The following is a 24,906-nucleotide window of genomic DNA, read 5'->3' on the forward strand; positions in this document are numbered from 1 at the left end:
GACGTGATTAGGCCTCAATTTTTCTGAAAAGGACACAAGCGTTGTGGCCACCAAACCCAAATGTATTGCTCATTGCGACATTGATTTCGCGTTTTTGTGCTTTGTTTAGGGTAAGATTTAAAGAAGGGTCAATGTTTTCATCGACAACTTCATGGTTGATAGTTGGCGGAACGATACCGTGTTTCATAGCCAAAATTACCGCAATCGCTTCAATCGCACCTGCAGCACCTAGAAGGTGACCTGTCATGGATTTGGTTGAATTGATGTTCATGGTTTTGGCATGGTCACCAAATACTGCACTGATGGCTTTTAATTCGGCCACATCACCTAATGGTGTTGAAGTGCCGTGTGTATTGATATGATCCACATCGTTGGGGTTCATACCCGCATCGCGCAAGGTGTTTTTCATAACGGCAATAACGCCCACTCCTTCGGGATGTGGTGCGGTTAAGTGATAGGCATCAGAAGATAAACCACCACCACCGATTTCGCAATAAATTTTTGCGCCACGGGCTTTGGCATGTTCGTATTCTTCCAATACTAACGCTCCGGCTCCTTCTCCCAATACGAAACCGTCACGGGTAGCGTCAAAAGGACGCGACGCAGTAGCTGGGCTATCGTTGCGGGTTGAAAGGGCGTGCATGGAGTTGAATCCACCCATACCGGCAATGGTTACCGCTGCTTCAGAACCCCCAGAAATGATCACATCACACATTCCTAAACGGATGTAGTTGAATGCATCAATCAAGGCATTGGCTGAAGAAGCACAAGCAGAAACCGTAGTATAATTGGGTCCCATATAGCCGTTGCGCATAGAAATGTGCGCAGGGGCAATATCGGCAATCATTTTCGGGATAAAGAAAGGATTGAATTTAGGTGTTCCGTCGCCTTTGGCATAGTTTAGTACTTCATCTTGGAAAGTTTCTAAACCACCGATTCCGGCACCCCAAATCACTCCTACGCGACTTTTGTCCACATTCTCGTCGGTAATTCCGGCGTCTTTAATGGCTTCGTCACTGGCTGCAATGGCATATTGTGAAAATTTATCCAAACGGCGGGACTCTTTGCGGTCCATGTATTGCTCCACATCAAAGTTTTTGACTTCACAAGCAAACTTTGTTTTGTGTTTTTCGGTATCGTAATACGTAATGGGTGCAGCACCGCTACGACCGTTTACTAAACCGTCCCAATATTCCTCGATGGAATTTCCAATAGGAGTTAGGGCTCCAAGTCCGGTTACAACAACACGCTTTAATTGCATAGAGATGTTTTTTAGTTTGTTCTTAATATAAAGAATACCCGTGTTCCTTTTTTGTGTTAGCGCAAAGAGACAGGGGTATTTATATAAATGATTGATTTACAATCGTAAAATCGTAATTTTAAAAAATAATAAAAACCCGTACAGACGTTTAGAATATACGGGTTTACTATATTTTATTATTTTTTAGCTTCTTCGATGTAAGAGATAGCTTGACCAACAGTTGAAATGTTCTCAGCCTGATCGTCTGGAATTTGGATGTCAAATTCTTTCTCGAACTCCATGATAAGCTCAACAGTATCTAATGAATCCGCTCCTAAATCGTTAGTGAAGCTTGCTTCAGATACAACTTCATTTTCGTCAACTCCTAGTTTGTCCACGATAATCGCTTTAACTCTTGATGCAATGTCTGACATAGTTTCTAATTTTTAATTTTAAATTGATGGCAAAAATAAAAAACTTTATTTTATTTCTACATTTTGATTCATAAATGTTGTAACGAAGGTAATAAAATATTTTAACAATCCTTTAGGCATCGGTGATTTATCTCATTAATTATTTGTTTTTTTGCATACGAAACACGACTAATTTTTCGCTCATATGTCACAAATTGTGATTTTTGCCTCCGGTTCAGGAACCAACGCCGAAGCCATTATTCGGTATTTTTCTAACAAACAGGTTCATGTATCCGCTGTTTTTTGTAATAATCCCCAAGCGGGAGTGATTGCGAAAGCACAGGCGCTTGGTGTAGCCGTTGAGTTGTTTGATAAATCCCAACTGACTGATGGCGACGTGTTGCAGCGTTTGCACAACTATCAACCAGACATAATTGTACTGGCCGGATTTTTATGGATGTTTCCGCCTTCGATTTTACAAGTATATCCCAAAGTCGTTAATATTCATCCCGCCTTACTCCCTAAATTCGGCGGAAAAGGAATGTATGGAAATCACGTGCACCAAGCAGTACTGGATGCGGGTGAATCTGTAACAGGAATTACCATTCATTATGTTAACGAGCACTATGACGAGGGCGCAATTATAGCCCAATTTGAAACTTCCATTGTAGATTGTGTAACTGCAACCTGTATTGCAGCCAAAGTTCATGATTTGGAACAAGAACATTTCCCCAAGGTTATTGAACAACTACTCACCACTAATTTATAACTCATCACTCATAATTCATCACTCTTTATATGTATCAAATCCATCTTTACACCGACGGCGCAGCGAAAGGAAATCCGGGCAATGGAGGCTATGGTGTAGTTTTGGAGCAAGTGGGAACAGGCTATCGCAAAGAGTTTTATGAAGGTTTTCGCTTGACAACCAATAACCGTATGGAATTGTTAGCGGTGATTGTGGGGTTGGAAAAATTGAAACAACCGGGCATGTCCGTTTTGGTGGTATCGGACAGTAAATACGTGGTCGATGCGGTCGAAAAAGGCTGGGTGATGGGTTGGGAAAAAAAAGGCTTTCAAGGCAAGAAGAATCCCGATTTATGGATTCGTTTTTTAAAAATATACCGCAAACACAAAGTGGATTTTAAATGGGTGAAAGGGCACAACAATCATCCACAAAACGAGCGGTGCGATCAATTGGCGGTGATGGCGTCCATGCAGCCCAATTTATCAGTGGATGCTTACTATGAGCAGCATCAGGACAGCTTACTTTGATTGGCGCTTCAAACTTTTTAATAACGCATTGTGTTCTTCGAGTAGTAGGATGTACTTCTTTCGCCAAAATTCTAACGTATTTTCTTCATCGGGATATTCGTTTTCAGGCTCTTGTATGTGATTTCGGCGAATTTCCTTGATTTCAGCACTAAAATCGTGTTTGATAATTTTTCCGATTTCGAGCACGGTATCAAGGGATACATTTTGGTTTTCAAACATCAAATAAAACCACCGCCGACTCTTACCCATTCGTTTTGCAATTAAACTAATGGGAATGCCACTTAAGTAAATCGCATTTTTGAGTATTTCTCCGCGGTGTTCCATAGTGCAAAGTTTTACACCTATGTGGGAAAAATATTTCTCAAAAATTTCTCAGATGTGTGAAAGTTTTCTAATTTAGTCAAAAAAAATGGATTATTTCAAAATATAAACCTATGGGCCTCTGCGGAGGTGCAACAGGTCGTGTGTTTGCACGGTAGTTTTCGAGATTAACGACTTGAAAGCTATAATTAGAAAGTGACGAAACCCGGTTTAGGCCGGGTTTTTTATTGGTATTTATTGGGAACAAAGAAATGGTTCAACTTTTCCACTTTAAACACTTATTTCTTTTTAAATGAATACGTATCTTTGCCCCTTTAAAATAAAAACGAGTTCATGAACAAGCTTTTAATCGTAGGTACTGTGGCTTTTGATGCTATTGAAACGCCATTTGGAAAAACCGACAAAATATTAGGAGGTGCCGGTACATTCATCGGATTGTCGGCCTCACATTTTAATCTACAATCCGCGATTGTTTCAGTGGTTGGAGATGATTTTCCACAAGACTATTTGGATTTATTGACGGCACGTAATATTGACATTTCCGGTTTGGAAATTGTACAAGGTGGCAAAACGTTCTTCTGGAGCGGTCGTTACCATAACGATATGAATTCTCGCGATACTTTGGCCACAGAGCTTAATGTATTGGCTGATTTCAACCCCATTGTACCTGAGAATTTCAAAGATGCCGACGTAGTGATGTTGGGGAACTTGCATCCCTTGGTGCAAACCGGTGTTTTGAATCAGTTGACCGCAAAACCGAAGTTGGTGGTTTTGGATACCATGAACTTCTGGATGGATTGTGCATTACCTGAATTGTTGGATGTAATCAAACGTGTTGACGTTATTACCATCAATGATGAAGAGGCGCGTCAATTGTCGGGTGAATATTCCTTGGTGAAAGCTGCCGCTAAAATCCACACGATGGGTCCGAAGTATGTGGTGATTAAAAAAGGAGAGCACGGCGCGTTGTTGTTCCATAACGAACATATTTTCTTTGCACCTGCCTTACCTTTAGCAGATGTATTTGATCCAACAGGAGCAGGCGATACGTTTGCAGGAGGATTTTCCGGATACATCGCACAACAAGGCGACACCTCATTTGAGACGTTGAAAACCGCTATCATCCAAGGGTCCAATTTGGCTTCCTTTTGTGTGGAGCAATTTGGAACGGACCGTATGGTGCGCTTAACGAAAGACGAAGTGGCGCAACGCTTGAAACAATTTAAAGCGCTGACGCAATTTGAAATAGAATTATAGTAACTTTATGCCTCGAAATTTTCGGGGCATTTTTGTTTACTTTAAAAATACATGTTTTGAGATTTTCATTGGTTTTCAGGACACTAAACCACAATACAACAACACAAACACAACACAACAACAATTTATGAGTGATGCAGTAAAACACGAATGTGGAATTGCACTCTTACGGTTGAAAAAACCGTTGGATTACTACAAACAAAAATACGGTTCGGCTTTCTATGGCATACAAAAAATGTATTTGCTTATGGAAAAGCAGCACAACCGTGGGCAAGATGGTGCCGGATTTGCTTCGATCAAATTTGATGTCGATCCGGGGGAACGGTACATCAGTCGGATACGTTCCAATGACGCACAACCGATACAAGATGTTTTTGCCCAAATCAATCAGCGTATTAATAGCGAACTCGAAGCCCATCCCGATAAAGCAGATGATGTGGCTTGGCAAAAAGCAACGTTGCCGTACATCGGTGAATTGTTTTTAGGGCATGTTCGTTATGGTACTTTTGGTAAAAACAGTATTGAAAGTGTACACCCGTTTTTACGTCAAAACAATTGGATGCACCGCAACTTAATTGTGGCGGGGAATTTTAATATGACCAATGTGACCGAACTTTTTGCTAGTTTGGTGGAATTGGGACAGCATCCCAAAGAAATGGCTGATACTGTAACGGTCATGGAAAAAATTGGGCATTTCTTAGATGACGAAGTAACCGATTTGTACCAAGAATGCAAAAATGAAGGCTTGTCCAAAAGAGAAGCTTCACCTGTTATTGCCGAACGCTTGAACATTAATCGTATTCTCAAACGCGCGTCACGGGGCTGGGATGGCGGTTATGCCATGGCCGGACTGTTTGGTCACGGTGATGCGTTTGTTTTGCGCGATCCAGCCGGAATTCGTCCCGCTTTTTTTTATGAAGATGAAGAAGTGGTTGTTGTAGCCTCAGAGCGGCCTGTCATTCAGACCGTATTTAATGTGGCATTTGACTCCATTCAAGAGTTACAGCCCGGACATGCTTTGATTATTAAGAAAAACGGTACCGTTACTGAGGAAGAAATTATTGTACCAATTGAAAAACGCGCGTGTTCGTTTGAGCGCATCTATTTTTCAAGAGGAAGCGATGCCGAAATTTACCAAGAGCGCAAGGCTTTAGGGAAATTAATTTTACCGGATGTATTGGAATCGATTGATCAAGATACCGATAACACGGTGTTTTCGTATATTCCGAATACGGCTGAGACCTCGTTCTTCGGTATGGCAGAAGCGGCAAATGACTTTTTAAACCAACGTAAAAACCAATATATTCTCGATAATCGTAAAACGTTAACGAAGGAAAAATTGGAAGAAATCTTGGCGGTAAAAATCCGTACCGAGAAAATCGCCATCAAAGATGCTAAGTTGCGCACCTTTATCACAGAAGACAGCAGTCGGGATGATTTGGTGGCTCATGTATATGATGTTACCTATGGCGTGATTCAGCCCACAGACAACTTGGTGATTATTGACGACAGTATTGTGCGAGGAACAACGTTAAAAAACAGCATCCTTCGCATGATGGACCGGTTAATGCCGAAAAAAATTGTGGTGGTTTCATCAGCGCCACAAATTCGCTATCCCGATTGTTACGGAATCGATATGGCCAAATTAGAAGGACTTATCGCCTTTCGCGCTGCAGTTGAATTGTTGAAAGAACGAAATCAAATCGCTGTTGTTGAAGAGGTGTATCGAAAGTGTAAAGAACAAGAAGGAAAGCCCGATGTTGAAATTGTCAATCATGTGAAGGCGATCTATTCGTCTTTTAGCGATAAAGAAATTTCCAAGAAGATAGCAGAACTCCTGAAACCAGATGGAATTCAGGCAGAAGTTGAGATTATTTTTCAAACGGTAGATAATCTACATTTGGCTTGTCCAAAACATATTGGAGATTGGTATTTTACAGGAGATTATCCTACGCCTGGTGGCAATCGCGTTGTGAATAAAGCATTCATGAATTTTTATGAAGGTAAAGACGCCAGAGCTTACTAAAATTCTGAAAAACATGCACTTTATCGATTTTTATGGTTATTCATCAATATTATTTTGAATCAGATTAAGCGCCGCTATATATTTGAATCACCATAGCATTAGTAGGTTAAGTTTATGGTAGATTTGGGGCAAAAAGGGTGAAAAGAAATTTTCACCTTTTTTATTTTAATCCGGTTTCTTACAACCACTTTCATTTCCCTAGTATTCCCTCTTATTTTAATCCTTTTAGCTTAAAAAATTGTAAACATTTGTTTAACAAAACATATATTATTAAATTTGTTCTACCATAGAATTTAGTAGGTTAAGTTTATGGTAGATTTGGGGCAAAAAGGCGTTCGTAACCACGAACGTCTTTTTTATTTTATAGCCATAAAAAAAAGCCCGAATGCAAAGGCAATCAGGCTTAATTTATAAGTTGGAATCGTTTTATTTATTCGCTTCGAATAAACGAGCAACTTCGTTCCAATTAATCACATTGAAAAAGGCTTCAATATAATCAGGACGACGATTTTGGTAGTTTAAATAGTAGGCATGTTCCCAAACGTCCATCCCTAAAATAGGAAATCCCTGACAAGCCACACCCGGCATTAACGGATTGTCTTGGTTAGGAGTAGCACAAACTTCTAATTTACCTCCTTTGTGAACACATAACCAGGCCCAACCTGAACCAAATTGTGTAGCACCCGCTTTCGCAAATTGTGCTTTAAATTCCTCGAAAGATCCAAAATCACGGCCGATGGCTGCTCCTAAATCTCCTGAAGGTGTTCCTCCCGCATTGGGAGCCATGATGTTCCAAAACAAGTTGTGGTTGTAGAAACCACCGCCGTTATTTCGGATTGCTCCTTTGGTCATATCTAAGTTTTCTAAAATCTCTTCAATAGATTTACCTTCTAAATCGGTTCCAGCAATGGCCGCGTTTAAATTCGTAGTATACGCGTTATGGTGTTTGCTGTGATGGATTTCCATCGTACGTGCATCAATATGAGGCTCCAATGCATCATACGCATAGGGTAATTGTGGTAATTCAAAAGCCATAATTATTTCGTTTAAGTGAATACTAAATTGAATTCAAATTTATACATTTAACTTCGGAATAGAAAATACTATTTCTCGATTTAACGATAGATTTAACGTATTATTAATGACGCCATTTACGCTACAGCCCACCGATTTAATGGGAGATAAAATTCGGTTGCTTCCCCTCAAATCCGAGCATTTTGAAGGACTTTTTGCTGTGGCTGCAGATCCGCTTTTGTGGGCACAACATCCCAATCCTAATCGGTATCAACGGGACGTTTTTGAAAATTATTTTGAAGGTGCTCTGGCTTCTAAAGGTGCCTTTTTGGTTGTGGAAAAAGAAACCGAGGCCGTAGTGGGTTGCAGCCGGTTTTACGATTATGATGCCCCTACATCCTCTATTTTGATTGGCTACACCTTTGTGGGTAGGTCGTATTGGGGAAAAGGATTCAACCGTGAATTAAAGCAACTCATGCTTTCATATATATTCCAATATGTCGATACCGTTTTCTTTCACATTGGCGCGCAGAATCTACGCTCGCAAAAAGCCATTGAAAAAATTGGTGCTTTAAAAGTAGGTGAAATCGAAGTGGCGTATTACGGCGAACCCGAAAAGATTAACTTTGTGTACGAAATTCAACGCCATCAAATTTCAGAATTATGAGAACGACCGCCTTTTCATTGTATGACGCTTCAGCCGGATCAGGGAAAACCTATACATTGGTCAAAGAGTATTTAAAGATTATACTCTTATCACCCAAACCCGATGCCTATCGCCACATTTTGGCCATCACTTTTACCAACAAAGCGGTGCATGAAATGAAAAGTCGGGTCGTAGAAAGTTTATCCCAATTTGCGAGTGAAACTCCTTCAGAAAAGGCGATGGATTTTATGCAGGATGTTGCGCGAGATACCGGACTCTCCTTAGCAGCTATCCAAGAAAAGGCGCGATTGATTATCAAACATTTGATCCATAACTATGCGGCTTTTGATATTTCAACTATTGATAAATTTACCCATAAAGTCATTCGTGCTTTTGCTCATGATTTGAATTTGCCCATCACGTTTGAGGTTTCTTTGGATACCGATAGTTTGTTGACAGAAGCCATTGATGCGATCATAGCGCAAGCCGGTGAGGACGAAACGTTGACCCAGCTTTTAGTGAATTATACGATGGAAAAAACCGACGACGATAAGAGTTGGGATATTTCCAAAGACATTTTTGAAACGGGCCGTTTGTTATTAAATGAAAACAATCGGGAAGAGATTTTACAACTTCAGGAAAAGTCGATACAAGACTTTGTGGTGTTGAAAAATAAATTGATCGAACTTACCGCATCTCTTGAATCAGAGGCGATTGCAACAGCCCAAGCGATTTTGGATTTTATGGAGGGACATGGAGTCGATTTAAAATCATTTAAAGGAAGTTATTTCCCCAACCATTTAAAGTCAATCGTTGCTAATAAATACAACCCAAGCAATAAATCGTATCGCGAACCGGAAGCCATTGTAATCAATAAAACGGCGAAAGATGGTACTTTGATTGAATCGCTTTTGCCCGAAATCATGGCGATGTTGCAAACCTTATATGCGTGTTTGGATAAGCAATTGTTTTACACGGCTTTTTTGAAAAACGTCACACCTCTTTCTTTGCTCAACACCTTGCAGAAAAAATTACAAGCTTTGCAAGAAGAGCAAAACATCTTGTCGATTGCCGAATTTAATAAGTTGATTCACGAACAAATTCAGCACCAACCCGCGCCATTTATTTATGAAAAATTAGGGGAGAAGTACCGTCATTTCTTTATTGATGAATTTCAAGATACGTCGGAATTGCAATGGAAAAATTTAATTCCACTAATTGACAATGCCTTGGCAGGCGAAGAAAATGGAATTGCAGGTTCGCTACTGTTGGTGGGCGATCCCAAACAATCCATATACCGTTGGCGGGGTGGAAAAGCGGAACAGTTTATTGCTTTAGGTAAAGGAGAAAATCCCTTTTCCAACAAAGATTTCGCTCGAAAAACATTGGAAACGAATTACCGGAGTTATTCGGAAATTATCGAATTTAACAACGATTTCTTTCAATTTTTGTCGGGCAAATTTGATAATGAAGATTATAAAAATTTATACGAACAGTACAGCAGTCAGAAAACAACAGCCAAAAAAGGCGGGTTTGTTTCCTTCGAATTTCTACCAGTTGTGCCCAAAAACGAGCAAGACGAAGATACATTAGACAAAGCGGATCATTATCTTCAATCGGTAGTAAATACGATAGCTTCCATTCGAAATCAAGGATTTGCCTATCGCGATATTGCGATACTTATTCGCAACAACCGTCACGGTGCGTTGCTAGCCCAATTTTTGACCGAACAAGGTCTACCCATTGTTTCTTCGGAGAGTTTAATGTTGGCCGCTTCGGGAGAAGTTCGGGTCTTAATTGCCGTGTTGCGGTATTTGAACAATCCGTCAGATTTGGAAGCCAAAGCACAGTTTTCCTATTATTTGGCCAAAAATTCATTTCCTGAATCCATTCACGATTTTATTGCTAACGGAATGGCAATGAAACAAGAGTCGCTTTGGGAACATCATTTAAAAACGAGTTTAGGACCAAAATGGGCTTCATTTTCTTTTCAAAACCTACGAAAAAAAGCATTGTTTGATGCGGTAGAATATTTATCAGAATTAATCATTCCTGTCGAAAAACACAATGCGTATCTCCAATATTTTCAAGATGTAGTTTTGGAGCAAGACCTTCGAAAACAAATGGGATTGTCTGATTTTTTGAATTTTTGGGACAATCACGCGCACAAACTCAGTATTTCCTCTCCAGAAGGGAATGATGCCATTCGAATTATGACCATTCACAAGTCCAAAGGATTGGAGTTCCCCGTTGTACTTTTCCCATTTGCTGAAGAAAATTTGTCATTGTCCAAAGGGGATAAAATGTGGTTGGACACCAATGAAGATGAAATTGGAATTTCCAAAGCCTTAGTCGCCAAAAAGAATGAAGTAGAAGGTTATAATGCCGAAGCTGCCGTGGTCTATAACCAACGCAAACAAGAAGATTTACTCGATACGATTAACGTCCTTTATGTGGCATTAACCCGTGCGGTAGAACAATTGTATGTGATTTCGGCGAATAATCGAACAACAAAAGGGGAATTACGAAATAATCTTTCTTCCTTTTTTATTGAATTTCTAGAAAATAACGGACATACAATTGATACAGGGCCTGTGTTTTTTGGGAACCCCCAGCGAATTTCAAAACCTGAAGTTCAGGGGCGATCGTCGCAAATCATCCCCAAAGTGGTTCAAAAATTTGATCCTAAAAATATAAAAATCGCCCAACGCGAAAGTTTGATGTGGAACACCCACCAACAAGAAGCCATCGCTTACGGAAATTTGGTGCATGAAATAATGGCGAAAATAAAAGTAGTTTCGGATGTGGAATGGGCCTTACAACGTTCCTTGGAAGAAGGGTTAATTCATGGGGATCAATTAGTTCCTATTCAAACTACGGTTGAATCCTTGGTTTTTCATGAGGAGTTAACGGATTTTTTTAAAACCCATGCCAAAGTATATAATGAACAGACCTTATTACTGGAGCATGGTCCCGTATTAAAACCCGACCGTGTAGTCATCAATGCACAGAATCAGGCTTATTTGTTGGATTACAAAACGGGTACCCATCAAGAGAAATACCGTAAACAACTTGACGGGTATGCACAAGCATTAGAGGCCATGGGATTTAAAGTGATGAAAAAAACATTGGTTTACATTGGCGAGCAAGTCGAAATTGTACATTTGCACTAACAAACGAACGAATACTATGTACGGAAAAATTCAACAACATTTACAAAATGAAATCCAGTCGATTAAAGACGGTGGAATATTTAAAAAAGAACGCATCATCACTTCACCACAAGGTGCTGAAATCACAGTTAATGGTGAGACCGTTTTAAATTTTTGTGCCAACAATTATTTGGGCTTATCATCGCATCCCGAAGTAATTCAGGCAGCAAAAGACGCTATGGACACCCATGGTTTTGGGATGTCTTCGGTGCGATTCATTTGTGGGACTCAGGATATTCATAAAACCTTAGAACAAAAGATTGCTGATTTTTACGGTACAGAAGATACCATTTTATATGCAGCTGCATTTGATGCGAATGGAGGCGTTTTTGAACCTTTGTTGGGTGAAGAAGATTGTATTATTTCGGATAGTTTGAATCATGCTTCGATTATTGATGGTGTGCGTTTGTGTAAAGCGGCACGGTATCGGTACGAAAATAATAACATGGCCGACTTGGAAACTCAGCTTCAAAAAGCTACAGCGGCCGGACATCGATTTAAATTAATTGTAACCGATGGTGTGTTCTCTATGGACGGGCTAGTCGCACCATTGGATAAAATCTGTGATTTGGCCGATCAATACGATGCGTTAGTGATGGTCGATGAGTGTCATGCCGCCGGATTTATTGGTGCAACTGGAAAAGGAACGCTAGAAGCTAAAGGTGTAATGGGTCGGGTTGACATTATTACGGGAACTTTAGGTAAAGCTTTAGGAGGTGCCATGGGAGGTTATACCACTGCAAAAAAAGAAATTATTGAAATTTTAAGACAGCGTTCGCGTCCCTATTTATTTTCAAATTCGTTAGCGCCAAGTATTGTGGGGGCTTCCATCAAGGTTTTTGAATTATTAGAAAAAGACACTACGTTGCGTGATCAATTGGAATGGAATACCAATTATTTCAAAAAAGGAATGAAAGCAGCAGGGTTTAATATCATCGATGGGGATTCAGCAATTGTACCTGTAATGCTTTACGATGCCCAACTTTCACAGGTGATGGCCGATGAATTATTGAAAAAAGGGATTTATGTAATTGGGTTCTTTTACCCAGTAGTACCTAAAGAAAAGGCCCGAATTCGCGTGCAACTCTCAGCAGCTCACACCCAAAATCATTTAGATAAAGCGATAGCTGCATTTACTGAGGTAGGAAAAAGCTTAAACATAATCAAGTGAAATATGTGTTAACATTTTGATATTTCATTAATTGGTTATAATTTTGCGCCATATTCATATAATATCTAACAAAATTAAGTATGAGACATCTTAACAAACTATGTGCTATTTTGATGCTTGCCGGATTAAGTGTTCAGGCTCAAGACAGTAACAACAAATGGGCGATCTCTTTCGGTGCTAATGCAGTTGACGGAGGAAGAGTAAGTGCAGCTTCAAAAATTGATGATCAATTTTCACAATTCTTTGATGCGAAAAAATACTGGAGCATTCTACCTTCTGCTACTAGTATCAATGTTTCTAAATACGTAGGTAACAACTTTTCATTTGGTGTGACAGGTTCTGTGAACAAAATCAACAAATTTGTTGGTGAACGTGTTTATGACGCAACAACGAATACATCAGATTATCCTGTAGCAAATCCTGGTGATTTAATGTACTACAGCTTTGATGGAGTTGTGAAGTATAGCATGATGAGCTTAATCAAATCAAAAACTATTGAGCCTACAGCTCACATTGGTGGAGGTTACACTTGGTTAGGTAATGCTTCTGCTGGTACTATCAATGGTGGTTTAGGTTTAACATATTGGTTTGGTAAACAAATCGGTTTAACGTATTCAGCCACTTACAAATATTCATTTGACGATGCAAGAAACCCAACTTTTGATGTTCCTACACATGTTCAACATTTTGCAGGTTTAATCTTCAAATTTGGTGCTAAAGATTCTGATAATGACGGTCTTTATGATAACGAAGATGCTTGTCCAACTGACGCTGGTACTTTAGAATTCAAAGGATGTCCAGATTCAGATGGTGATAAAATTATTGACAAAGAAGATGCTTGTCCTGATACTCCAGGTTTAGCGCAATTTGGTGGTTGTCCTGATACTGACGGTGATGGAATCCAAGATAAAGAAGACGCTTGTCCAGATGCGGCTGGTGTGAAAGCTTTAGGTGGATGTCCAGATGCTGACGGTGACGGAATCGCTGATAAAGATGATAAATGTATCGATGTTAAAGGTCCTAAAGAAAACGGTGGTTGTCCTTGGCCAGATAGAGACGGTGATAACGTTTTAGATAAAGACGATCAGTGTCCAGATGTAAAAGGTACTGCTGCTAACAAAGGTTGTCCAGAAGTTACTGAAGAAGTAATGAAACGTTTGAATGACTATGGAAAAACAATCTTGTTTGACACAGGAAAAGCTTCTTTCCAAAAACAAACGTATCCAGTTTTAGAAGCTATGACAGCTATCTTCAAAGAATATCCAAATGCACAATTCTCTATCGAAGGTCACACTGACAGCGATGGTAAAGATGCAACCAACTTGAAATTGTCTGAAGAAAGAGCAGCTGCAGTGAAAAACTTCTTAGTAGCTAACGGAATCGACGGTACTCGTTTATCTTCAAAAGGATACGGAGAAACTATGCCAGTGGCTTCAAATAAAACAAAAGCAGGTAAAACACAAAACAGACGTGTTGAAGTGAAATTAGTAAAATAATTTCCTCCTAAATAAATTTAGAAAACGCTCCGATTTATCGGGGCGTTTTTTATTTTTATACTATGCAAACAAATTCCTTTTTACATCAAATCGCCGCCACTATAGCGCAAGAACATGCCCATCATCTTCAAGAGGTTGTTGTTGTTTTACCCAACAAACGCGCACGAATATTTTTAATTAGAGAACTGCAAAGTCAATTAAAAGGCACGCATTTCGCCCCTCAAATTATCAGTATTGAGGATTTTATCCAGGATATTGCGGGTATTCAAAGCATAGATAGTATTGAACAACTTTTTGAATTCTATGAGGTGTATTGTGCATTAACGCCCAACAATCCGGAGCCTTTTGATTTGTTTGCCAATTGGGCCAAAACTCTTCTCCAAGATTTTAATGAAATCGATCGCTACTTGTTGGATCCCGACAAGATATTGAAGTATCTCGAGAATATTAAGGAAATTGAACATTGGTCGGTTACCGTTGAAAAACAAACCGAACTGATCGAAAAACATTTAGCATTTTGGAAAAAATTACCCACTTACTACCATGCTTATTACCAGCATTTATTGGCTAAAAAAAGAGGTTATCAAGGGTTAATTTATCGCGAAGCCAAAGAAAATTTGAATCATTTTACAAATGCATTAGGGAATGAGTTTTTCTTGTTTGCTGGATTCAATGCTTTAAATCAGGCCGAAGAAGTTATCGTGCAACATTTATTAGCTTTGGATAAAGCCCAAATTTATTGGGATATTGATGCGGCATTTTTAAATGATCCACTACATGATGCTGGATTGTTTATTCGGCGTTTTCACAAAGAATGGCCGTATTATAAAACCAATCCGTTGCAATGGATTCAAAAGGAGTTTTCACAGGATAAACATATTTCGGTTATTGGTACTTCCAAATCCATTGGACAGGCGAAACTTGTGGGTTCTATTTTAGAAGAACATCTCCAAGCGCATCCCGATTCCAATTTGCAACAATGTGCCGTGGTGCTGGGAGAAGAATCGCTTTTAATGCCGTTGCTTTACAATTTGCCTGCCGGAATCCCTGCTTTGAATATTACTATGGGGTATTCGAGCAAAAATAATCCGGCTCAGATTTTAGTCAATAAATGGTTTAAGATGCATACCAATGCGCTAGCTAGGAATGCGAATTCGTATGTGTTTTATTATAAAGAAATTGTCGATGTGCTCACCCATCCATTAATTGAGCCGTATGCTCAGGCACAGGCATTGGTGCATCGTATTCGTTCCAATAATTTCACCTTTATTCCGCACAAACGATTGTTGGAAATGATGGAGAAGGATTCGCCTTTGTTCCACTTGTTGTTTAAAAAATGGGAGGCGCAACCCCAAGAAATTTTGCAACAATTGTCGGCTATTCTCCTTGAAATTAAGAGTCAACTCAATTATGAGAATACAGAAGAGAAAATTACGAATGCCTTTCTGTATTCTATATTTAAAATAATCAACAAACTCATTACCTATTATCAAAATCATGCCGTAGACAACAGTCCGGAAACCATCTATGCATTGTACAAACAAGTGATTGATGTGGCTGAGGTTTCGTTTGAAGGTGAACCGCTCGAAGGACTCCAAATCATGGGGGTTTTGGAAAGTCGGGTGCTTGATTTTGAAACCGTAATCATTACTTCTGTAAATGAAGGGAAATTTCCTGCTGGAAAGTCGGGGAATTCCTTTATACCCTATGATGTAAAACGGGAATATGGCTTGCCAACGTTCAAGGAAAAAGACGCGATTTATACCTATCACTTTTATCATTTATTGCAACGCGCCAAAAATATTTATCTCATATACAATGCCGATTCTGAAGGCTTGGATGCGGGTGAGCGCAGTCGATTTATTACTCAATTGGAGGTAGAACACCTTCCCAATCACCAATTGACATTTGAGATGTTTCATCCGGAAGTTCCTGAAACGGCCTATACCCCGATGGAAATTCATAAGAATGAAACGGTAATGGAACAATTACAAGCAATTGCTGCCGAAAAATACTTTTCGCCTTCGGCTTTGACTAATTACATTCGCAATCCAATCCAATTTTATTTTCAACGCTTATTGCGCATTTCAGAAGTGGAAGAAGTGGAAGAAAATATCGCCGTGAATACGTTGGGAACGATTATTCACGCTGTTTTAGAGGACTTATACACGCCTTTTATCGGACGTGTTTTAACTGCTCAAGACATTGAAGCTTGTTTCCCAAAAATTGACGATAAAGTCGCCGAGAAATTCAAAGAAGTCTATAAAGAAGGTGAAATCAAAAAAGGGCGCAATCTCCTTGCTTATGAAGTCGCCAAGCGCAACGTGTTTAATTTTTTAAAACTCGAATTGGAAACGTTAAAACAAGGCGATGAGGTTCAAATTGTGGCTTTGGAGCAAGGATTTTTACGCACTTTAGAACACCCCAAATTGCCTTTTCCAATCAATATTGGGGGTAATGTAGACCGCATCGAACTCCGAAACGGACGCGTGCGGATTATTGATTACAAAACAGGAAAAGTAGATGCCAACTCGCTAAAATTATCCACTTGGGAGGGTTTAACGGAAGATATTAAAAACGATAAGATCATTCAGTTATTGGCCTATGCTTTTTTGTATGAAACACATACAAAAGGACAACCGATGGAAGTGGGAATTATCTCTTTTAAAAATCTAAAAGCCGGATTTTTACCGTTTACGTTTGTGGAAAACAAAGAAGGAGAAACTGCCATTGCCCCAGATATCCTAAATGCTTATTTGGAGGAGTTGGTTACGCTTTTAGCGGAATTGTTCAATCCTGAAGTGCCGTTTGTGGAGAAAATCAATTAAACCGTTTTTAAAAACGCCATAACCGTTTTTTCCAAGGCTTTTTGGTTTTCCAAATGGCTCATGTGGCCGTCGGGGAAGGTGGTGAGTTGCACGCGCGTATTTTCGACTTGAGTGACATTGTCGTCATACGGAAGTACGCCGTCTTTTTTACCCAAAATCAATGCAATGGGATACGGGCCAAAATGCAAAAGCACTTCGCGGTCGTTTCGGATTTTCATACCTTCCAAAGCGGCGACAATGCCTTGCAAAGGGGTTTTTAACGCTTCGAGTTTGACGTTTTCGATGGTTTCGGCTAGTTTTTCGCGGTTGTCTTCGCTGAATAAGTTGGCAATCGACATGCGTACAAAAGCCGAATAATTTTGCTTCACCGCTGCAATGGCGCGATCGCGGTTCAGTTTGCGTTCGTCACTGTCGGCGCGGGAGGTGGAATTGAGTAAGACCAATCCTTTTACATTATCAGGATAAAGCTCGGCAAACGCCAACGCTACATAACCGCCCATAGAATGCCCAATCAAGACCGATTTCCGGATTTTGAGTTCGTGCAACACATGATGCACCATATCGGCTTGGTCTTCCATGGTGTGTACATAGCCCAAACAATCGGTGTTGCCATGACCCAATAGATCTATCGTAATCACGCGGTATTTGGTTGCTAACACGGGAGCCAAATACTGCCACATGGTTTGGTTTTCCAAAAAGCCATGCAACAACACCACCGCAGTGCCTTTGCCCGTTGCGGTGTAGTCAATCGTGATGTTTTTATACTGGATCTGCGCCATAGTTGGTTGCAAAAATAACGGTTATACAGCAATGAAGCGGCGGTGTTTATAACTTTTCATTTTTGCAACCCACTCTTAATTCATAACTCCTAATTCATAATTTAAAATTCTTCATTCAAAACAACACTTGTATTCAGCCCCGATTGCAGCAAGCTATCCTGCCGTTCTCTTTTGTTGATTAGAAAACGAAATTTCTACGGCAGATAGCGCGGAAAGCGGGAAGATGCCTGAGAAGTGCACAAAGTTTCTGCTGCTTAATAAAAAAACGGCCCATAAGGCCGTCTCTTATTATTATAGCAATGATGATCTTTTCACTGCAAACAAACGGTTCACTGCGACTGCGACTGTATACTAGTTTTCGCTCATCAATGATTCAATCTCTGCCGCTTCAATCGGGATGTTGCGCATTAAGTTGAACGGTGCGCCGCTCGCTTGGATGACTACATCGTCTTCTAAACGAATTCCGAATCCTTCAGCGGGGATGTAAATTCCGGGTTCGACCGTAAACACCATATTCGGTTGCATCGGCTCGTACAACAAACCGTAGTCGTGGGTGTCTAAGCCCAAATGGTGCGAGGTACCGTGCATAAAATACTTTTTGTACGCAGGCCATGCGGGATCTTCGTTTTGCACATCGGCTTTGTCTAACAAGCCCAAGCCGAGCAATTCGGAGGTCATGATTTTACCCACTTCCACATGGTATTCTTTCCAAAGCGTGCCCGGAACCAACAGTTGGGTCGCTTCGTTTTTCACCTTCAAAACCGCATTGTACACCGCGCGTTGGCGATCGGTGAAACGACCTGAAACGGGAATCGTGCGACTCAAATCGCTGGAATAATTGGCGTATTCAGCACCCACATCCAAAAGCAATAGATCGCCGGCCTTACATTCTTGGTTGTTTTCAATGTAATGCAACACGTTGGCATTGGCGCCACTCGCGATAATTGGGGTATAGGCAAAACCTTTGGAGCGGTTGCGCAAGAATTCGTGGGCAAATTCGGCTTCGATTTCATATTCCATCACGCCGGGTTTCACGAAGTTCAAGATGCGACGGAATCCTTTTTCGGTAATGTCGCAAGCCGTTTGCATTAGGGCCAATTCTTGGTTTTCTTTTACCGAACGCAGGCGCTGTAAAATCGGATTGGATTTCTCGACTTTGTGCGCGGGATAGGTTTCTTTCCACCATTTGATGAAACGATCTTCGCGGGTTTGTGTTTCCACAGCCGAACGGTAATGTTCGTTGGTGTTGATGTACATCGTATCGGCGTAGGTCATCACTTCTTTTAACGTTTTTTGGAAATCTTGCAACCAAACAATGTTACGGATTCCTGAAACTTCGAAAGCGCGTTCTTTGGTTAGTTTTTCCCCTTCCCAAATAGCGATATGTTCGTTGGTTTCGCGTAAAAACAAAACCTCTCGTAAATGTGCATAGGGCGCATCGGGGAATAACAACAAGATACTTTCCTCTTGATCGGCACCCGATAAATAAAAAATGTCGCGGTGTTGGGCAAAAGGCAATGTGCTGTCGGCCGATACGGGATAAATATCGTTGGAGTTGAAAATGGCAACACTATTGGGTTTCATTTGTGCCGTAAACTTTGCGCGGTTGGCGATAAACAGTTCGCGGTCGATAGCATGGTATTTCATATTCTTTGAGTTGAAGATTTTTTAATTTGAAAATTTGAAAATGATTTACCAAAATTAAAGATAAGTCAGCTGCAATAAGTAGCCATTTGGCATTATTTTATGTTTTTGCGAATGCGGCTCATGTGGCGGTTGGAAATTCCGAGAAATGAAGCGAGATAATGTAAGGGTACTTGCTGAATCAATACGGCATCGTTTTGCAACAATTTCAAATACCGCTCTTCGGGGGAAAGTGTCAGTAAGTCAATTCGGTATTCGTCAATCAAGCAGATTTGGCGTTCGATCAATTGAAAATAAAAATCATGAAACGGGGGATGGTTGGCGATTAAATCCTGAAATGTCGGCAAGTCGATCACCCACAAACGGCAATCGGAAAGCGCTTTAATATGTTTGCGCGAAGGCAATTGGTGTAAAAAACTGTGTAAGGAAACCGTGAACGTATGACGCAGGGACAAATAGGTCGTTTTTTCTTCGCCATTCACGTCGATAGCATGTTGGAGAAGGCCACTTTCGATAAAACAGAAATAGGGGCAAACTTGGTTTTCGTGCACCAGGAATTCATTTTTGGGAAGTTCCAATAGCGTAAAGCGGTGCTGCGAGATTTCGAGCACGTCGGTGAGCTGACTTTGGGTGACTTTCAAATGGGAATTCATGGTTCAATATTAGGCAATTTTTGGAAATGAATTGAAAAGTGTATTTTTAGAAAAAAATAAATCCATGAAAAAGGCAATCCTTTCTTTACTTATACTTTTTGGTGTTTCGTTGCAGGCACAAGATAAATTGGCCTATCAATTGTTTGATAAAAACGGCAAAAAAGTGACGTATAAAAAGATGTTGAAAGCAGCATTAGATACCGAGGTCGTGTTGTTTGGTGAATACCATAATAATACGATTAGTCATTGGTTGGAATTGGAACTCACTAAGGACATGGCGGCTGAAAAGAAAATTGTCATGGGTGCTGAAATGTTTGAAGCCGACAACCAAAAGGCCGTGAATCGGTATTTGGCGGATAGTATTACCCAAAAAAAATTGGACAGCACGGCCCGTTTGTGGCCCAATTACAAAACTGATTACAAGCCGTTGTTGGATTTTGCAAAAGAACAAAAAATCAAATTTGTGGCCACCAACATTCCGAGAAGGTATGCATCGATGGTGTCTAAAAAAGGATTTGAAGTGTTGGAAACATTGACTACTGAGGAAAAATCGTGGATGGCGCCGTTGCCTATGCCCTATGATGCTCAACTACCCGGTTATGTTGAAATGATGAAAATGATGGGGGAGCACACGAGTCCGAACATGCCTAAAGCCCAAGCCACCAAGGATGCGACTATGGGGTATTTTATTGTACAAAATTTAGAGCCTAATTCCGTATTTGTGCATTATAACGGCACCTATCATTCCGATAATTTTGACGGCATCAATTGGTATTTAAAAACGTATAAACCGGGAGTGAAAATTTTGACGATTGCCACGGTGGAGCAAAAGGATTTGGATCAATTGGAAGCAGAACATTACAATAAAGCCGACTTTATTCTCGTTATTGATGAAGATGTAACAAAGACCTACTAGGTTCGTCTTCCTACATAACCTAATCCAAAACAAATGAAGAAATTCATTGCTATAGTCGTGGCAATTGTTGCTTTTGTCCCTTTTTATTCTTGTGATAAAGAGGAGGCGTCGACTGAACATTATTTGATTTTAAAATTCAAGTTTGACCCTACACAAGCGCGATTGAATAATTTAGGGCAGCCGACAGCCGTACCAGCAGGCCATGCAGCTCAATCGCCTGTTTTTAATACTATTTCTTCCCATTATGTAGAAATGGCGCCCAATGCCAACACCCAATTGGGGCAAGGCACGGTTTTATATCATGCCCCCGAAACCACAGCGGGAGGTGCTACAGCCATCGATTTCAGTCAGGCGAAAATTGTAGCCCAAGACGAAGTGTTTTTGAAAATTCCGTTAAAACAAGTCACGGCGGGTACCTATCAATGGATGCGTGTTTCGTTATCGTATCAAAATTACGGTATAACCGTTCGTCACTCAGGCGCCGATTATCAAGGAACGTTAGCGAGTTTTGTCGGATTTAATAATTACATCACCAATCATTCCATTGGTAATACTTTTTTTACGGTGAATGGAAACCGACCCCAAGGTTATTGGGCTTTTGCGTTAAATGATTTTCCGTATTCGAGTTCGGGACAAGCTCCAGCTGGTGCGACTACGGTACCCAATCCTTTAGCCGCTACTTCGCCGATTCCTGCAGGTTCATGTGTAGTCACAGGCCAGTTTGCGGTGCCTTTGCAAATTTCAGGAAATGAATCCAAAGATGTAGTGGTAACGCTGTCACTTTCGACGAATCATAGCTTCGAATGGATCGATTCTACCCCGGATGGAAAATACGAACCTTCAGCGGGAGAGACGGTTGTAGACATGGGATTACGCGGATTGCTTCCGACCTATGTAAAATAATCCCATATTTTTTTCATAATTCCTATTTTTTACTGCTATAAACAGTTGATTTTCAATCGCCGTTAAACGCTTTTTAAATTCATTATAAATAAGCACGAAAAGGTTGTAGTTAAGTTTAAGAAGCCTTATTTTTGTTTGATTTTTTTAAAAACTGTTACAATCAACTACAAATTATGGCAAAATCTGCACTTTTAAAGTCGTCCATTGCAAAGAAATACTGGATGGCTCTTACGGGTTTATTTTTATGCTTGTTTTTGACAGGTCACTTGTTAGGAAATCTTCAATTGATTTTCAGCGATGCGAAGCACTTCAATGAATATGCTTTGTTTATGACGTCAAATCCTGCTGTAAAAATTCTTTCTTATTTAACGTACATTTCCATTCTTTTCCATGCAATCGACGGATTGATGTTGGCAGCTCAAAACAAAGCGGCTCGTCCGGTGGGTTATGCAAAAACCAATCCTTCGGCCAACAGTTCTTTTGCTTCGCGCAATATGGCTGTATTAGGAACGGTAATTTTGATTTTTATCGTAACGCACATGGTTAACTTTTGGGCGAAGATGCATTTTGACAAAAACATGCCTTTAGCACAACAAGAAAGCATGCAAATGCCAGGTCAGATGGAATTTATTGGAGTGCCCGGAAGTCGTGTTCCTTCTATTCCAGCTCAAGGCAAATCACTACATGAAATTGTAGACGAAGTGAATAAGCAAGCGATGGCTCAAGCGCAAGCGATGGGTGAGAAAAACCTTGAGAAAGCGAAAAAGTTTGAAGTTGAAGGTTCGGATGCGATCAAAGATTTGAAAAAAGGAGAAATTATATTTAAAGGATATAAAGACCTTTACAAAATCACGATTGATTTCTTCAAGCAACCCAAATACGGTTTGTTGTTTACGTTGTTGTATGCTGCTTCTATGATTGTGTTGGCTTTCCATTTATTACATGGGTTCCAAAGTGCTTTTCAATCGTTAGGAGTGACGAGTAGAAAAATCACGCCAGCAATCAAATTCTTCGGAACTGCGTTTGCAATTGTGGTTCCTGCTTTGTTCGCAGCAATTCCAGTTTACATTCACTTTTTCTTAAAATAATCAACATCGCGATATGAAGTTAGATTCGAAAATACCGGAAGGTCACATTTCAGAGAAGTGGACCAATCACAAGAATAATTTAAAATTAGTGGCTCCCAATAACCGTCCAAAAATTGACATTATTGTGGTAGGTACAGGTTTGGCTGGAGCAGCGGCAGCAGCTTCTTTAGGGGAAATGGGCTATAATGTAAAAGCCTTTTGTTTCCAAGATTCACCTCGTCGTGCCCACTCTATTGCGGCACAAGGAGGGATCAATGCAGCAAAAAATTACCAAAACGATGGGGATTCAACCTACCGTTTATTTTATGATACAATCAAAGGAGGGGACTACCGTGCACGTGAAGCAAACGTTCACCGTTTAGCGGAAGTTTCTGGAAATATTATTGACCAATGTGTGGCACAAGGTGTTCCTTTCGCTCGTGAATACGGCGGAATGTTGGACAACCGTTCTTTTGGTGGAACGCAAGTGCAACGTACTTTCTACGCGGCTGGTCAAACGGGGCAACAATTGTTGTTAGGGGCCTATTCGGCATTATCACGCCAAATCGGTTTAGGACGTGTACAAATGTTCAACCGTCACGAAATGTTGGATTTGGTAAAAGTGGATGGTAAAGCACGCGGAATCATCGCACGTAACTTAGTTACAGGTGAAATCGAGCGCCATTCAGCACATGCTGTGATTATTGCTTCAGGAGGTTACGGTAACGTATATTTCTTGTCAACCAATGCAATGGGAAGTAACGTAACGGCTGCATGGAAAATTCACCGTCAAGGGGCTTTGTTTGCCAATCCATGTTTCGTTCAAATTCACCCAACATGTATTCCAGTTCATGGAACGAATCAATCGAAATTGACCTTGATGTCGGAGTCGCTTCGTAACTCGGGGCGTATTTGGGTACCTAAGAAAAAAGAAGATGCGGAAGCAATTCGTGCGGGCAAATTAAAACCAACACAAATCGCCGAAGAAGATAGAGATTATTTCTTGGAACGTAGATATCCTGCGTTTGGTAACTTAGTGCCTCGTGACGTAGCTTCTCGTGCGGCAAAAGAGCGTTGTGATGCTGGTTTTGGTATTGAAGCAAATGACACCAACGAAGGAGTATATTTGGATTTCTCTACCGAAATTCAAAATAAAGGAAAACAAGCGGCCTATGCTGCGGGTAACCACAATCCTTCTGCTGAAGAAATTACTCGTTTAGGTAAAAAATGGTTGGAAGAAAAGTACGGTAACTTGTTTACCATGTACCAAAAAATTACCGACGAAAATCCATACGAAACTCCAATGAAAATCTATCCAGCGGTTCACTATACTATGGGTGGTGTTTGGGTGGATTATAACTTACAGTCAACAATTCCAGGATGTTTCGTGGCAGGTGAAGCCAACTTCTCGGATCACGGTGCGAACCGTCTAGGAGCTTCGGCTTTGATGCAAGGATTAGCCGATGGTTATTTCGTATTGCCTTACACGGTTTCAAACTATTTAGCAGACGATATCCGTACGGGTAAAATCTCAACAAGTTTACCTGAATTTGACGAAGCTGAAAAACGCGTAAAAGATCAAATCAACAACTTCTTAAATAATAACGGTTCAAAATCTGTGGATCATTTCCACAAGCGTTTAGGATTGATCATGTGGAATAAAGTGGGGATGGGTCGTAACGCAGAAGGCTTGAAAGAGGCCATCAGTGAAATAGCTGCTTTACGTGAAGAATTCTACAAAGAGGTTTATGTTCCAGGAAGTGCTGATGAATTGAATCCTGAGTTGGAAAAAGCCCTTCGTGTAGCTGATTTCATCGAATTGGGTCAGTTAATGGCCATGGATGCCTTACAGCGTAATGAATCATGTGGAGGTCACTTCCGTGAAGAATACCAAGATGCTGAAGGAGAAACCTTACGTGATGATGCCAATTTCTCATTCGTAGGCGCTTGGGAATACAAAGGTGACGACATCAGCAAAGAAGAACTTCATAAAGAAGAGCTGAAATACGAGTTTATTAAAATTGCAGCTAGAAACTATAAATAAT

At 40.4% G+C, this 24,906-nt stretch carries 20 protein-coding genes; 13 read left to right on the top strand and 7 right to left on the bottom strand.

The window, feature by feature from the left end:
- Nucleotides 1–7: 7 nt before the first annotated feature.
- Nucleotides 8–1,261 carry a beta-ketoacyl-ACP synthase II gene (fabF, locus tag OLM45_RS03765; RefSeq protein WP_264512103.1) on the bottom strand — a complete coding sequence of 418 codons (1,254 nt, stop codon included), beginning with the start codon at nt 1,259–1,261 and terminating at the stop codon, nt 8–10.
- A 176-nt stretch (nt 1,262–1,437) separates the two neighbouring features.
- Entirely contained in the window at nt 1,438–1,674 is a 237-nt protein-coding gene (locus tag OLM45_RS03770) for an acyl carrier protein (RefSeq protein ID WP_026980165.1), read from the bottom strand.
- Between the two features lie 184 nt (nt 1,675–1,858).
- On the opposite strand from OLM45_RS03770, the gene OLM45_RS03775 reads away from it, so the two are divergent.
- A complete protein-coding gene (locus OLM45_RS03775; protein WP_264512105.1) occupies nt 1,859–2,422 on the top strand; it encodes a phosphoribosylglycinamide formyltransferase in 564 nt (187 codons plus the stop codon).
- A 29-nt stretch (nt 2,423–2,451) separates the two neighbouring features.
- Nucleotides 2,452–2,928 (top strand): ribonuclease HI, encoded by a 477-nt coding sequence (rnhA, locus tag OLM45_RS03780; RefSeq protein WP_264512107.1) that lies wholly within the window; start codon nt 2,452–2,454, stop codon nt 2,926–2,928.
- Here rnhA and OLM45_RS03785 read toward each other — a convergent pair.
- Nucleotides 2,920–3,252, bottom strand: a complete 333-nt coding sequence (locus OLM45_RS03785) for a hypothetical protein (RefSeq protein WP_264512109.1) — start codon at nt 3,250–3,252, stop codon at nt 2,920–2,922. The two genes, rnhA and OLM45_RS03785, sit on opposite strands and share 9 nt — an antisense overlap.
- Nucleotides 3,253–3,582: 330 nt before the next feature.
- On the opposite strand from OLM45_RS03785, the gene OLM45_RS03790 reads away from it, so the two are divergent.
- Nucleotides 3,583–4,506 (top strand): PfkB family carbohydrate kinase, encoded by a 924-nt coding sequence (locus OLM45_RS03790; protein ID WP_264512111.1) that lies wholly within the window; start codon nt 3,583–3,585, stop codon nt 4,504–4,506.
- Nucleotides 4,507–4,633: 127 nt separating this feature from the next.
- Nucleotides 4,634–6,532 carry an amidophosphoribosyltransferase gene (locus OLM45_RS03795; RefSeq protein WP_264512113.1) on the top strand — a complete coding sequence of 633 codons (1,899 nt, stop codon included), beginning with the start codon at nt 4,634–4,636 and terminating at the stop codon, nt 6,530–6,532.
- A gap of 426 nt (nt 6,533–6,958) precedes the next feature.
- Here the strand turns inward: OLM45_RS03795 and OLM45_RS03800 are convergent, their stop codons facing one another.
- Entirely contained in the window at nt 6,959–7,567 is a 609-nt protein-coding gene (locus OLM45_RS03800; RefSeq protein WP_264512115.1) for a superoxide dismutase, read from the bottom strand.
- A 106-nt stretch (nt 7,568–7,673) separates the two neighbouring features.
- On the opposite strand from OLM45_RS03800, the gene OLM45_RS03805 reads away from it, so the two are divergent.
- The 5 genes from OLM45_RS03805 (at nt 7,674) to OLM45_RS03825 (ending at nt 16,899) form a co-directional block, all read left to right on the top strand.
- Complete coding sequence (locus OLM45_RS03805) at nt 7,674–8,213, top strand: GNAT family N-acetyltransferase (protein ID WP_264512117.1); 540 nt, start codon at nt 7,674–7,676, stop codon at nt 8,211–8,213.
- Complete coding sequence (locus OLM45_RS03810) at nt 8,210–11,365, top strand: UvrD-helicase domain-containing protein (protein ID WP_264512119.1); 3,156 nt, start codon at nt 8,210–8,212, stop codon at nt 11,363–11,365. The genes OLM45_RS03805 and OLM45_RS03810 overlap by 4 nt, the downstream gene beginning before the upstream one ends.
- Before the next feature lie 16 nt (nt 11,366–11,381).
- Nucleotides 11,382–12,575 carry a glycine C-acetyltransferase gene (gene kbl, locus OLM45_RS03815; protein ID WP_264512121.1) on the top strand — a complete coding sequence of 398 codons (1,194 nt, stop codon included), beginning with the start codon at nt 11,382–11,384 and terminating at the stop codon, nt 12,573–12,575.
- An 80-nt stretch (nt 12,576–12,655) separates the two neighbouring features.
- Nucleotides 12,656–14,071, top strand: coding sequence for an OmpA family protein (locus OLM45_RS03820; protein WP_264512123.1), 1,416 nt, complete (start codon nt 12,656–12,658; stop codon nt 14,069–14,071).
- Between the two features lie 62 nt (nt 14,072–14,133).
- On the top strand, nt 14,134–16,899 hold the full coding sequence (locus OLM45_RS03825; RefSeq protein ID WP_264512125.1) for a PD-(D/E)XK nuclease family protein: 2,766 nt from the start codon (nt 14,134–14,136) through the stop codon (nt 16,897–16,899).
- On the opposite strand, the gene OLM45_RS03830 is transcribed toward OLM45_RS03825, so the two are convergent.
- The 3 genes from OLM45_RS03830 to OLM45_RS03840 all read right to left on the bottom strand — a co-directional run bounded on the left by OLM45_RS03830 (nt 16,896) and on the right by OLM45_RS03840 (nt 19,975).
- Entirely contained in the window at nt 16,896–17,678 is a 783-nt protein-coding gene (locus OLM45_RS03830; protein ID WP_264512126.1) for an alpha/beta fold hydrolase, read from the bottom strand. The two genes, OLM45_RS03825 and OLM45_RS03830, sit on opposite strands and share 4 nt — an antisense overlap.
- A gap of 351 nt (nt 17,679–18,029) precedes the next feature.
- Nucleotides 18,030–19,325, bottom strand: coding sequence for an aminopeptidase P family protein (locus OLM45_RS03835; protein ID WP_264512128.1), 1,296 nt, complete (start codon nt 19,323–19,325; stop codon nt 18,030–18,032).
- Nucleotides 19,326–19,417: 92 nt separating this feature from the next.
- Nucleotides 19,418–19,975: a Crp/Fnr family transcriptional regulator gene (locus tag OLM45_RS03840; RefSeq protein ID WP_264512130.1), complete on the bottom strand. Its 558-nt coding sequence runs from the start codon at nt 19,973–19,975 to the stop codon at nt 19,418–19,420.
- 64 nt (nt 19,976–20,039) lie between these two features.
- Here OLM45_RS03840 and OLM45_RS03845 point away from each other — a divergent pair, with 64 nt between their 5' ends.
- The 4 genes from OLM45_RS03845 (at nt 20,040) to OLM45_RS03860 (ending at nt 24,905) form a co-directional block, all read left to right on the top strand.
- Entirely contained in the window at nt 20,040–20,891 is an 852-nt protein-coding gene (locus OLM45_RS03845; RefSeq protein ID WP_264512132.1) for a ChaN family lipoprotein, read from the top strand.
- Nucleotides 20,892–20,924: 33 nt separating this feature from the next.
- Entirely contained in the window at nt 20,925–21,794 is an 870-nt protein-coding gene (locus OLM45_RS03850; RefSeq protein ID WP_264512134.1) for a hypothetical protein, read from the top strand.
- Nucleotides 21,795–21,967: 173 nt separating this feature from the next.
- Nucleotides 21,968–22,882 (top strand): succinate dehydrogenase cytochrome b subunit, encoded by a 915-nt coding sequence (locus tag OLM45_RS03855; RefSeq protein WP_129460162.1) that lies wholly within the window; start codon nt 21,968–21,970, stop codon nt 22,880–22,882.
- A 13-nt stretch (nt 22,883–22,895) separates the two neighbouring features.
- Nucleotides 22,896–24,905, top strand: a complete 2,010-nt coding sequence (locus OLM45_RS03860; protein ID WP_264512136.1) for a fumarate reductase/succinate dehydrogenase flavoprotein subunit — start codon at nt 22,896–22,898, stop codon at nt 24,903–24,905.
- Nucleotide 24,906: the final 1 nt, after the last annotated feature.

Source organism: Flavobacterium sp. N1719 (assembly GCF_025947045.1).
Lineage (GTDB): Bacteria > Bacteroidota > Bacteroidia > Flavobacteriales > Flavobacteriaceae > Flavobacterium > Flavobacterium stagni.

Coding starts and splice junctions, on each gene's coding strand:
- fabF (WP_264512103.1), bottom strand. CDS start 1,261: ATGCAATTAAAGCGTGTTGTTGTAACCGGACTTGGAGCCCTAACTCCT.
- OLM45_RS03770 (WP_026980165.1), bottom strand. CDS start 1,674: ATGTCAGACATTGCATCAAGAGTTAAAGCGATTATCGTGGACAAACTA.
- OLM45_RS03775 (WP_264512105.1), top strand. CDS start 1,859: ATGTCACAAATTGTGATTTTTGCCTCCGGTTCAGGAACCAACGCCGAA.
- rnhA (WP_264512107.1), top strand. CDS start 2,452: ATGTATCAAATCCATCTTTACACCGACGGCGCAGCGAAAGGAAATCCG.
- OLM45_RS03785 (WP_264512109.1), bottom strand. CDS start 3,252: ATGGAACACCGCGGAGAAATACTCAAAAATGCGATTTACTTAAGTGGC.
- OLM45_RS03790 (WP_264512111.1), top strand. CDS start 3,583: ATGAACAAGCTTTTAATCGTAGGTACTGTGGCTTTTGATGCTATTGAA.
- OLM45_RS03795 (WP_264512113.1), top strand. CDS start 4,634: ATGAGTGATGCAGTAAAACACGAATGTGGAATTGCACTCTTACGGTTG.
- OLM45_RS03800 (WP_264512115.1), bottom strand. CDS start 7,567: ATGGCTTTTGAATTACCACAATTACCCTATGCGTATGATGCATTGGAG.
- OLM45_RS03805 (WP_264512117.1), top strand. CDS start 7,674: ATGACGCCATTTACGCTACAGCCCACCGATTTAATGGGAGATAAAATT.
- OLM45_RS03810 (WP_264512119.1), top strand. CDS start 8,210: ATGAGAACGACCGCCTTTTCATTGTATGACGCTTCAGCCGGATCAGGG.
- kbl (WP_264512121.1), top strand. CDS start 11,382: ATGTACGGAAAAATTCAACAACATTTACAAAATGAAATCCAGTCGATT.
- OLM45_RS03820 (WP_264512123.1), top strand. CDS start 12,656: ATGAGACATCTTAACAAACTATGTGCTATTTTGATGCTTGCCGGATTA.
- OLM45_RS03825 (WP_264512125.1), top strand. CDS start 14,134: ATGCAAACAAATTCCTTTTTACATCAAATCGCCGCCACTATAGCGCAA.
- OLM45_RS03830 (WP_264512126.1), bottom strand. CDS start 17,678: ATGGCGCAGATCCAGTATAAAAACATCACGATTGACTACACCGCAACG.
- OLM45_RS03835 (WP_264512128.1), bottom strand. CDS start 19,325: ATGAAATACCATGCTATCGACCGCGAACTGTTTATCGCCAACCGCGCA.
- OLM45_RS03840 (WP_264512130.1), bottom strand. CDS start 19,975: ATGAATTCCCATTTGAAAGTCACCCAAAGTCAGCTCACCGACGTGCTC.
- OLM45_RS03845 (WP_264512132.1), top strand. CDS start 20,040: ATGAAAAAGGCAATCCTTTCTTTACTTATACTTTTTGGTGTTTCGTTG.
- OLM45_RS03850 (WP_264512134.1), top strand. CDS start 20,925: ATGAAGAAATTCATTGCTATAGTCGTGGCAATTGTTGCTTTTGTCCCT.
- OLM45_RS03855 (WP_129460162.1), top strand. CDS start 21,968: ATGGCAAAATCTGCACTTTTAAAGTCGTCCATTGCAAAGAAATACTGG.
- OLM45_RS03860 (WP_264512136.1), top strand. CDS start 22,896: ATGAAGTTAGATTCGAAAATACCGGAAGGTCACATTTCAGAGAAGTGG.